The 10,613-nt window shown below is 71.7% G+C and carries 9 protein-coding genes; 3 read left to right on the forward strand and 6 right to left on the reverse strand.

Going from position 1 to position 10,613, the window contains the following annotated elements; translation table 11 throughout:
* Positions 1–63 precede the first annotated feature (63 nt).
* A complete protein-coding gene (locus BM085_RS24475; RefSeq protein ID WP_093889262.1) occupies positions 64–291 on the reverse strand; it encodes a hypothetical protein in 228 nt (75 codons plus the stop codon).
* A gap of 159 nt (positions 292–450) precedes the next feature.
* On the opposite strand from BM085_RS24475, the gene BM085_RS24480 reads away from it, so the two are divergent.
* The gene (locus BM085_RS24480) at positions 451–1,419 is read left to right on the forward strand and encodes an aldo/keto reductase (protein ID WP_245789634.1); all 969 of its coding nucleotides are present in this window, start codon (positions 451–453) and stop codon (positions 1,417–1,419) included.
* 38 nt (positions 1,420–1,457) lie between these two features.
* Here the strand turns inward: BM085_RS24480 and BM085_RS24485 are convergent, their stop codons facing one another.
* Entirely contained in the window at positions 1,458–1,847 is a 390-nt protein-coding gene (locus BM085_RS24485; RefSeq protein WP_093889264.1) for a YchJ family protein, read from the reverse strand.
* 409 nt (positions 1,848–2,256) lie between these two features.
* Here BM085_RS24485 and BM085_RS24490 point away from each other — a divergent pair, with 409 nt between their 5' ends.
* Positions 2,257–3,465, forward strand: coding sequence for a cytochrome P450 (locus BM085_RS24490; RefSeq protein WP_093889265.1), 1,209 nt, complete (start codon positions 2,257–2,259; stop codon positions 3,463–3,465).
* Between the two features lie 172 nt (positions 3,466–3,637).
* Here BM085_RS24490 and BM085_RS24495 read toward each other — a convergent pair whose 3' ends face one another.
* Genes BM085_RS24495 through BM085_RS24505 form a run of 3 tightly spaced genes read right to left on the reverse strand, consistent with a single transcriptional unit; the run spans position 3,638 to position 7,384 of the window.
* Positions 3,638–4,729: an ABC transporter permease gene (locus BM085_RS24495; protein WP_093889266.1), complete on the reverse strand. Its 1,092-nt coding sequence runs from the start codon at positions 4,727–4,729 to the stop codon at positions 3,638–3,640.
* Entirely contained in the window at positions 4,722–6,347 is a 1,626-nt protein-coding gene (locus BM085_RS24500; RefSeq protein WP_093889277.1) for a sugar ABC transporter ATP-binding protein, read from the reverse strand. The genes BM085_RS24495 and BM085_RS24500 overlap by 8 nt, the downstream gene beginning before the upstream one ends.
* On the reverse strand, positions 6,347–7,384 hold the full coding sequence (locus BM085_RS24505; protein WP_093889267.1) for an ABC transporter substrate-binding protein: 1,038 nt from the start codon (positions 7,382–7,384) through the stop codon (positions 6,347–6,349). The genes BM085_RS24500 and BM085_RS24505 overlap by 1 nt, the downstream gene beginning before the upstream one ends.
* Positions 7,385–7,884: 500 nt before the next feature.
* On the opposite strand from BM085_RS24505, the gene nhaA reads away from it, so the two are divergent.
* Positions 7,885–9,774 carry a Na+/H+ antiporter NhaA gene (gene nhaA / locus BM085_RS24510; RefSeq protein ID WP_093889268.1) on the forward strand — a complete coding sequence of 630 codons (1,890 nt, stop codon included), beginning with the start codon at positions 7,885–7,887 and terminating at the stop codon, positions 9,772–9,774.
* 80 nt (positions 9,775–9,854) lie between these two features.
* Here the strand turns inward: nhaA and BM085_RS24515 are convergent.
* On the reverse strand, positions 9,855–10,613 hold a 759-nt coding region (locus BM085_RS24515), incomplete at its 5' end, for an FGGY-family carbohydrate kinase (RefSeq protein ID WP_245789636.1).

Below are 10,613 nucleotides of genomic sequence, written 5' to 3' on the forward strand. Positions count from 1 at the left end.
GGGCGCGACCACGGCACCGCGCCGCACGCGGTCAGGCCGGAGAGGAGATCCGGGTGGTACGGCTCACTTGTCCTCGCCGGTCTCCCTGACCTCCGGATGGTCGAGGACGATGTCGTAGGTCACCGGGATCAGCCGCCGCAGACCGGTGTCCACGCCTCCGCCTGAGGCCTCGAACACGATCTTTCCGCCGCGGGTGACGTCTCTGACCTGCTCGACGACGTATTCGTGGACCTGGTCGCCGGGCTCATGGACCACTTCGGGGGCCCGCACGCCCTCACGATCTTCCGACACCGCGACCTCCCTGAGTCCGGGCGGGGGGCGCCCCCGCCCCCTTTCACGGTAACCGGTGGACGGTCCGTCAAGGCTTCCGCCGGCCGTACCTCTCCTGGAAGGCCGGGCCATGACCCGGCCGGCACGGGGGACTCCTCGCCGGTTGGTTATGTTGTGGGAGTGGAGGCACTCGTCCAACGGCCGCTGGGCCGGAGCCACCTGACGGTGACACGGCTCGGCCTCGGCCTGGCCGCGCTCGGCCGCCCCGCCTACATCACGCTCGGCCGTGAGGAGGATCTCGGCGACGACCGTGGCGTCGCCGCGATGCGGGCGCGCACCTGGGCCGTGCTCGACGCGGCGTGGGCGAGGGGCGTGCGCTACTTCGACACGGCGCGTTCGTACGGCCGCGCGGAGGAGTTCCTCGCCGGCTGGCTGCGCGAGCGCGGGATCGCGCCGGGAGCGGCGACGACCGGCTCGAAATGGGGATACGCCTACGTGGGCGGCTGGCGGATGGACGCCGAGCACCACGAGGTGAAGGAGCTGTCGGCCGAGCGGCTCCGCCGCCAGCTCGACCAGACGCGCGAGCTGCTCGGCGAGCACCTGTCGCTCTACCAGATCCACTCGGCGACGGTGGAGAGCGGAGTGCTCGAAGACGAGGGCGTGCTCGACCGGCTGCGCGCGCTGCGGGCCGAGGGCGTCGCGATCGGGCTCAGCACGACAGGCCCGCGCCAGGCGGACACGATCGCGCGGGCGGTCGAGATCGGGACGTTCGACACGGTGCAGTCCACCTGGAACCTGCTCGAACGTTCGGCCGGCGGAGCCCTCTCCCGGGCGCACGGGGCGGGGATGGGCGTGATCGTCAAGGAGGGGGTGGCGAACGGGCGGCTGACCGCCCGCGCGGCGCCCGCCCCGCTGGCGGCGGCCGCGCGCGATCGGGGGGTGACACCGGACGCGCTCGCGCTCGCGGCCGTGCTCGCACAACCCTGGGCCGGAGTGGTGCTGAGCGGCGCGGTCTCGGTCGAGCAGCTGCACAGCAATCTGGGCGCGGCCGAGGTGGGATGGGATACGGAGCTCGACGAGCGGCTCGCCGGGCTGGCCGAGGACCCCGAGACCTACTGGGCGGGGCGCGGCGCGCTCGCCTGGGCCTGAGCGCGCGGGGCGCGGACAGACGCCGCCGGGCACGTGTCCTACACGACGCCCGCGTAGACCCAGTGGCCGTCGAGGCGGACGAAACGGCTGTGCTCCTCCATCTGCCCGGGTTGTCCGCGATCAAGGTAGTGGGCGCGGAACCGGACCGTCCCCTCGTTGTGGAAGACGCTGCCGTCGGCGGTCTCCAGGATCTCCAGGCGGACCCAGCGCAGCCTCTTGTCGAGCTCGACGCGGGCCGGGCGGTCGGCGGGGTGCCAGGTGCGCAGCAGATATGCCTCGTCGCCGACGCCGAACGCGCTGAAACGGGACCGCATGAGCAGCTCGGCGGTGGAGGCCGAACCCTCGCCCCGGTGGAAGCGGGCACAGCAGTCCTGGTAGGGGGCCGGCAGGCCGCAGAGGCAGCCGGCGGCGGGGACACGACGGGACATGCCCCCTATTGTGCCCGAACGGACTCACGCGGCGCCCGGAGCCTTGCATCCGAACAGGCTCACGCGGGCCGCCCGTAGCCTCGCGCCCGAACGGACTCACGCAGCGCCCGGAGCCTTGCGCCCCAACAGGCTCACATGACGCCCGGAGGCCGGGAGGGCGACGGTGTCGCCGGACCGGTGGCCGGGCGATGACGCTCACCGTCTCGTCGCGCGCGTCGATCCGCACGTCGATCCGCCCGTTGACGCCCCACCCGGTCCCGGCGATCTCACGGGCCGCGCGTTCCACCAGGTCAGACCCATGCCTGCCGGATTTTTCCGCCATACCGCCGGGGCCGTCTTGCCGAACGCGCCCGCAGGTGACACGTTCGACAGTGGCCCTGCCGTCGAGCCCTGGGGGTGCTTCCCGGCCATGGACGACCAGAACACCGACCACACCGGTCACGCCGACGACCTGCCGAGACTGCCGTTCACCCGCGACGACCCGCTTCAGGTTCCGGAGATGTACCGCGCACTGCGGGCCGCCCGGCCGGTGACCCGGGTCCGCACCCAGGCGGGCGACCTCGCCTGGCTGGTCTCCGGCTACGAGGAGGCCAGGCAGGCCTTCGCCGATCCGCGCCTCGGACGGTCGGCTCCCGACCCGGAACGGGCCGCCCGGATCTCCGGCTCGGTGCTGCTCGGTGGTCCGCGCGGCGACATCGAGACGGAGAAGGCCGAGCACGAGCGGATGCGCCGGATGCTCGCCCCGGCCTTCTCCGCCCGCCGGATGAGCGCCCTCGGGCCCCACGTCCAGCAGCTCGTCGACGAGCTGCTGGACCACCTGGCCGAGCTGCCGCGCCCGGCGGACCTGCGGGAGGAGTTCTCCGTGCCGCTGCCGGTGCTGGTGATCTGCGAGCTGCTCGGCGTGCCGTACGGCGACCGCGGGCACTTCAGGAAGCTGGCCGAGGCGATGACGGATCTGAGCGACCCGCGGCGCGCCGAGGCGGCGATGACCGAGCTGGCCGACTACACCCGCGCCATCCTGGTCGACAAGCGGGCGGACCCGGCCGACGACGTGTTCTCCGACCTGGCCACCATGGAGGCGCCCGACGAGGAGATCGCCACGCTCGCCGCGGGACTGCTGTTCGCCGGCCACGAGACGACGGTCAACCGGATCGACTACGGCGTGCTGCTGCTGCTCGGCAACCCGGCACAGCGCGACGCGCTGGTCGCCGACCCGTCGCTGACGGCCCCGGCGGTGGAGGAGATCCTGCGGATGGCCGCGCCGGGCAACCACGGCCTGCCCCGGTACGCCCACGAGGACGTGAGCATCGGCGGCGTGACGATCAGGCGCGGCGAGGCGGTGCTCATCGTCACGACGGCGGCCAACCGCGACGAGCGGACCTTCCCCGAGCCCGACCGGTTCGACATCGGCCGCCCTCTCGGCGACCCGCAGCTCGCCTTCGGCTACGCGGCCCGCTACTGCATCGGGGCGAGCCTGGCCCGGGTGGAGCTGCGGTCGGTGTTCGGCACCCTGTTCCGGCGCTTCCCCACCCTGGAGCTCGCCGTGCCCGCCGGAGAGCTGGTGGAGCGCGAGACCTCCCTCACCGGAGGGTTCACCCGCATCCCGGTCACCTGGTGAGGGGAGAGCCTGGGCGGGTGGCGCCCGCTGACATATGAGCAGAGCGCCGATCCGGATGCTCCGGACCGACGCTCTCCCCCGTGTCCCGGCGGGCCCGGTAAGGGAGACGCCCCCGCTCGGGCACTGGTCGCGGCAGACCTCCCGGCGTTCGGCCGCTGACCGCCCCCGGCGGTCAGCCGGCCGTCGCCGACCTCCTGGTGTTCAGCTGGTCGAACCCGACCGCGACCAGGATGAGCACGCCGATGGCGATCTGGAGGTAGAAGGCGTTGATCGCGAGAAGGTTGCCTCCGTTGTTGAGGACACCCATGATCAGCGCCCCGGTGGCGGCGCCGATCGCGCTGCCCTTCGCGCCGAACAGGCTCGCGCCGCCGATGACGCAGGCGGCGATCGCGTTGAGCTCGAAGCCCGTACCGGCGGTGGGGATGCCCGCTCCCAGCCGGGAGGCGAGCAGCACCCCGCCGAGGCCGGCGAGCAGGCCCGAGATCGCGTATACCGAGGTCGTCACCATGCGCACGGGCACGCCCGCGAGGCGGGCCGACTCGGGATTCGACCCGACCGCGTAGATGTAGCGGCCGAAGACCGTCCGGGAGAGCACGAACCACATCACGCCCGTGACCACGACCGCGATGATGAGAAGGTTGGGAATGCCGAGGATCGTGCCGTTGGCGATGTCCTGGAACCCGGACGGCAGGCCCTGCACCGTCTGGGCGTCGGTGGTGACCAGGACGATTCCCCGGGCGATGCCGAGCATGCCCAGGGTCGCGATGAAGGGCGGCAGCAGGGCCCGGGTCACCAGCAGGCCGTTGACGATCCCGAGCACGGTGCCGATCGCGACCCCGAGCAGGAACGCCGGCCAGATCGGCATGCCGGCGACCAGGAACTGCGCGGTGGAGGCGCCGGACAGGCCGAGGACCGACCCGACGGACAGGTCGATCCCGGCGGTCAGGATGACCACGAGCTGGCCGACCGCGATGATTCCGAAGATCGCGACCTGCCGGGCGAGGTTGGCCAGATTGTTGCCGGTGAGGAACTCGTCGCTGGCGAGTGTGAGGATGCCGACCGCCACGAGCAGCACCACGAGCCCGCCGCTCTCGCGTCCCGCGATGTCTCCCAGCGTGACGACCCGGCGCGGGGCCTCGGCCTTCGGCTCGGGCTCCGGCTCCCTGGCCCTGGGTACGGCGTCCGGCCCCAGTTCCTCTCCGGTCGGCTGCCGGCTGGTGATCGTGGTGGTGGCGATCGGTTCGCGCCAGATCAGCTTAGGCATCTCGGCTCACCTCTCCTGGGTCGTCTGGGGTCGGCGGAATGGCGGCTCCCGCGCCTTCGGAGGACGCCGGGCCCCCTTCTCTGGGTGCTGGGATCTCCTCCTGGAGCACCGGCTCGGCGGCTCTGCCGCCGCCGCTCGCCAGGCGGAGCACGTCCTCCTCGGTGGCGGTTCCGGGAAGCTCGCCCGCGACCCGCCCGTCGCGCAGCACGAGGATGCGGTCGGCGAGGCCGAGCAGCTCCGGGAGATACGACGAGACCACGATGACCCCCAGCCCCTTGGCGGCCAGGTCGCCGATGACCGTGTAGAGCTCGCCCTTGGCGCCGACATCGATGCCCTTGGTCGGCTCGTCGAAGATAAGCACTTTCGGCTTGGTGAGCAGCCAGCGGGCGAGCAGGACCTTCTGCTGGTTGCCGCCGGACAGCGTCGAGACCGGCTGGTCGTAGGAACCGGCCCGCAGTCGCAGGCTGTCGAGCAGCCGGTCCGCCTCCTCGGCCTGTTCCCGGGGGGGCAGCAGGCCGTGCCGGGAGCCGCTGCGCAGGCTGGCGATGGTGACGTTCTCCCGGATCGACAGCTCGGGCAGCAGCCCCAGCACCTTGCGGTCCTCGGTGAGCAGCCCCACCCCGGCGTTCATCATCGCGCGCGGCCCGGACGGTTTCACCGGCCTGCCCGCGACCTCCAGCTCACCGGCCACGATGGGGTCGGCCCCGAAGATGGACAGCAGCAGCTCGCTCCGCCCCGATCCCAGCAGGCCCCCGATGCCGAGGATCTCCCCGGTTCCGACCTCCAGGTCGATGCTGGGCGAGTCATGGAAGCGGCGCAGTCCCCGGACCCGCAGCGCGGGCGTGCCGGCGTGCCGGTGGGTCTCCGGATAGAGCGAGCTGATCTCCCGCCCGACCATCGCGGTGATCAGGCGGTCCTCGTCGTAGTCGCTGATCGGCCCCGCCTCGGACAGGCTCCCGTCCCGCAGGACGGTCACCCAGTCGCCGATCTCGAACATCTCCTCCAGCCGGTGGGTCACGTAGAGCATCGCTATGCCGCGCTCGCGCAGCCGCAGGATGTATTCGAGGAGCCGCGCCGACTCCGCCTCGGTGAGCGCCGTGGTCGGCTCGTCGAACACGACCACCTTGACGGAGTCGGCGGTCAGCACCTTGGCGATCTCCACGAGCTGGCGGGTGGCCGCCGGGAGCCGTTCCACGATCGCGTCCGGGCTGAGGTCCGTCAGGCCGACCTCGTCGAGCGCCTCCCTGGCGCGGTCCCGCAGCCGGCCCGTGGCGATGACCCCGGTGCGCGCGGGGAGGCGGCCCATGAACAGGTTCTCCGCGACCGACAGGTGCGGGAGCAGGCTGAGCTCCTGGTAGACGGCCTGGACACCGGCCGCGCGCACCGACGCGGGGGTCGGCGAGGTGACCGACCGGCCGTCGATCTCGTAGGAGCCGCTGTCACGGCGCAGCGCACCCGTCAGCACCCGGATCAGGGTCGACTTCCCCGCGCCGTTCTCCCCGGCCAGGCAGTTCACCTGGCCGGGGATCAGGCGGAGCGAGACGTCGGTGAGCGCCTGCACGGGACCGAATGCCTTGGAGACGTCGCGCAGTTCGACGACGGGTTCTTTCGCCTTCATCATTCCGCCTTCATCGTCGGCGGGTTGAGCAGCAGCTTCACATCGGGGTCGTTCATGTTCCGCTTGTCCGCCACGACGGCCCCGGGGTCGATGTCACGCGGTGGGACGCGGCCGGCCGCGGCCATCCCGGCCGCCAGGACGCCCTGGTATCCGAAGAAGTAGGGGTTCTGCACCACCAGCGCGTCGATGGTGCCGGCGGCGAGCGCGGCGTTCTCCTGCGGGTCGGAGTCGAACGCCACGACGGGGACGGTGGCGGTCACGTTGTTGTCCTGGATCGCGCGGGCGGCGCCCACCCCTGAGGTGTTGTTGTCGGCGAAGACCCCCGCCAGCTCGCGGTTGGCGGTCAGCGCGTCGTTGACCTGCGACGCCGCGGTGTTGATGTCGTTGTTGTTGTAGCGCTGCAGCGACACCTTGACCTGCGGGCAGTTGTTCGCGAGGCCCTGCTTGAAGCCGCTGTCCCGGTCGACCAGTGACTGGATGCCCGCCACGGAGGACTCGATCATGACACTGCCGCTCGTCTTGTTCTGGGCCTTGAGCAGCTCGCACATGCGCTTGCCGGCCTGCATCCCGGCCTTGAGGTTGTCGGTGCCGATGAACCCCTCCGAAGCGGTGGTCACGCGGCTGTCCACCGTGATGACCTTCAGGCCCGCCTTGCGCGCCCGTTCGATCGCCGAGTTCAGGGCGCTGGAGGAGTTGGGCGCGATGACGAGACCGTCGACGCCCCGGGAGATGGAGTTCTCAACGAGCTGCACCTGCTGGTCGATGTTCGTCTCCGACGTGGGACCGAAGGTGCTCACCTTGAGGCCGAAATCCCCGCCCGACTGCTTCGCGCCGGCGATCATCGTCTGCCAGAACGAGGAGTCACTCGCCTTGATGATCACGTCGATCTTCTTGCCGCTCGCCGCCCCGGCCATTCCTCCCCCCGTCGACCGGCTGGCCGAGCTCGTCGCCCGGCCTCCCACCACTCCCAGCACCAGCGCCACCAGTGCGATGGCGGCGACGAGCGAAAGGGAGAAGACGATACGTGAGCGAGCCATAACGACCTCCTGAATGCTGTTCAGGGGGAGCCCGGCAGGCGTCTCAGGCGGCTGCCGTCATAGATCTACGGATGACGGAGGTGTGCCGGAGGTGGTGAGGGAAGGCACACGGAGGACTTTTATTCAACAAAGACTCGTGACGGTCGGTTGTTTCCAGCAAAGCCCCGGACGCGTTGCGGTTGAAACTAGTAAAGAGAAAAGAAGTCATTACTCTCGGCGGGACTCACCCATCCCGTCCGTGCTCGACGAGCCCGACGAGCATGGTGCGGCTGAGCGCCTCGGCCCGAAGGATCCCGAACGCCCGCTCCGGCGCCTGACGCTGACCCGGCGACGGGTGGGGACGGAAGCCGCACCGAAGCCGCACCGGGGCGCGCGGACGGCGCGGCGCCCGCATCCGGGCGGGACGGGCGGACGGCGCGGCGCCCGCATCCGGGCGGGACGGGCGGACGGCACGGCGCCCGCATCCAGGTGGGACGGGCGGACAGGAGATACCGTCAGGAATGACCGAACCACGGGAGGCCGGCACGCCGTTCTCCGGGCGGACCGCATGGGCGCAGGGTCTCAGCACGCCGCTGCGCGAGTTCCTCCGGACCGAGACCGGCAGCGCCATGATCCTGCTCGCCGCGACGCTGGCCGCTCTCACCTGGGCGAACGTCGGCCCGTCGTCATACGAGGCCGTCTGGCGGGCGGTGCTGTCCATCCGCCTCGACGGGCTGGGCGTGTCGCAGGACCTGCGCCAGTGGGTCAACAACGGGCTGATGACGTTCTTCTTCTTCGTCGTCGGCCTTGAGGCGCGCCGCGAGTTCGACATGGGCGAGCTGCGCGACCGGCGACGGCTCGTGCTGCCGCTCGTCGCCGGCGTCGGCGGGATGGCCGTGCCCGTCGCGATCTATCTCACCGTCAACGCGGGCAGCCCCTCCGCGCACGGATGGGGCGCGGCGATGTCGACGGACACCGCGTTCGCGCTCGGCATGCTCGCGCTCTTCGGGTCCCGCTTCCCGGCGCGGCTGCGCACCTACCTGCTCACCGTCACCGTCGTCGACGACCTCGTCGCGCTCGGGGTCATCACGATCTTCTACAGCGAGCGGGTCGTGCCGCCGGCGCTGCTGGCCGCGGCCGGGATCTTCGCGGTGATCCTGCTCGTCCGCGCCGCCGGCGTGCACCGCGGCCTGCCCTACGCGCTGCTCGGAGCGGCGGCGTGGGTGGCGCTCCTCAAGTCCGGCGTGGAGCCCATCGTCATCGGCCTGGCCATGGGGCTGCTGACCTACGCCTCCCCGGCCGCGCGCGGCGATCTCGCCCGCGCGACGGACCTCTTCCGGCTCTTCCGCGAGCAGCCGACACCGGAGCTGGCCCGCTCGGCCAGCGTGGGGCTCGCCTCGACGATCTCGCCGAACGAGCGGCTGCAGCAGCTCTACCACCCGTGGGTGAGCTACCTGGTCGTGCCTCTCTTCGCTCTCTCGAACGCGGGGGTGACGATCAGCGGCGAGTTCCTGGCGCGGGCGCTCACCTCCCCGATCACGCTGGGCATCCTGCTGGCCTACGTCGTGGGCAAGCCCGTCGGCGTCATCGGGTCCTCGTGGCTCGTCACCCGGCTGAGCCGCGGCCGCGTCCGCCCGCCCGTCGGCTGGGCCTCCGTCGCGGCCGGCGGCACGATCGCCGGCATCGGCTTCACCGTGTCCCTGCTGATCGCCACCCTCGCCTTCGACGGCCCGCAGTTGGAGGAGGCGAAGCTCGGCATCCTCACCGCGGCGCTCTGCGCGCCCCTCATGACCTGGGCCGTCTACCGCGTGACCGCGCTGCTCCCCAAGCGGCTGCGGATCCGGGCGCTGCTGGGCACCGCCGAGAGCATCGTCGACCTCGCCGCGCCCGTCGACCCGGACCGCGACCACGTGCGCGGCCCCCGGGACGCGCCGGTGACCGTGGTCGAGTACGGCGACTTCGAGTGCCCCTACTGCGGCCAGGCGGAGCCGGTCGTCCGCGAGCTGCTCGCCGACCTCGGCGACGTCCGCTACGTCTGGAGGCATCTGCCGCTGCACGACGTGCATCCCCATGCCCAGCTCGCCGCGGAGGCCGCGGAGGCCGCCGCCGAGCAGGAGGCGTTCTGGGAGATGCACGACCTGCTGCTCGACCACCAGGACGAGCTCCGGGTCCGCGATCTGATCGGCTACGCCGGGGAGCTCGGCCTCGACGTCGAGCGGTTCCGCGACAGCCTCCGCGGCCACGCCGGCGCCGCCCGGGTCGCCGAGGACATCGACTCCGCCGACCTGAGCGGCGTGTCGGGCACGCCGACGTTCTTCGTCAACGGGCGCAGGCACCACGGCGCCTACGACGTCGCCACCCTCTCGGCCGCGGTGCGGGCCGCCCGTGCGCGCGCGGCCCTGAGGACGTGACCACGGAACCGCGCCCCGTACGCGCGGCCTTGAAGACATGACCACGGATCCGCCCGCCCTTGGGGCGGGCGGATCCGGCCTCAGGACAGGTCGACCCAGTCGAGCGTACGGTCGACCGCCTTCTTCCATCCGGCGTAGCCGCCGGTCCGCCGCTCGTCGGACCACTCCGGCTGCCAGCGCCGGTCCTCCTGCCAGTTCTGCTTGAGCTCGTCGGTCGACTTCCAGAAGCCGACGGCCAGGCCCGCGGCGTAGGCGGCGCCCAGTGCCGTGGTCTCGGCCACGACCGGCTTGGAGACGGGGACGCCGAGGATGTCCGCCTGGATCTGCATGCACAGGTCGTTGGCCGTGACGCCGCCGTCGACCCGGAGCACGTCGAGAACGACGCCCGAGTCCCGCCACATCGCCTCGACGACGTCGCGGCTCTGGTAGCAGATCGCCTCCAGGGTCGCCCGGGCGATGTGGGCGTTGGTGTTGAAGCGCGACAGGCCGACGATCGCGCCCCGGGCGTCGGAGCGCCAGTACGGGGCGAACAGGCCGGAGAAGGCGGGCACGAAGTACACACCGCCGTTGTCGTCGACCTGCCGGGCCAGCGCCTCGCTCTCCGCCGCCCCGGAGATGATGCCGAGCTGGTCGCGCAGCCACTGCACGGCCGAGCCGGTCACGGCGATCGAGCCTTCGAGCGCGTAGACCGGCCGGTCGGCGCCGAACTGGTAGCAGACGGTGGTGAGCAGGCCGTTCTTCGAGCGCACCAGCTCGTGGCCGGTGTTGAGGAGCAGGAAGTTGCCGGTGCCGTAGGTGTTCTTGGCCTCGCCGACCTCGAAGCACACCTGTCCCACGGT

Origin of the sequence: Streptosporangium canum (genome assembly GCF_900113865.1) — a bacterium.
Lineage (GTDB): Bacteria > Actinomycetota > Actinomycetes > Streptosporangiales > Streptosporangiaceae > Streptosporangium > Streptosporangium canum.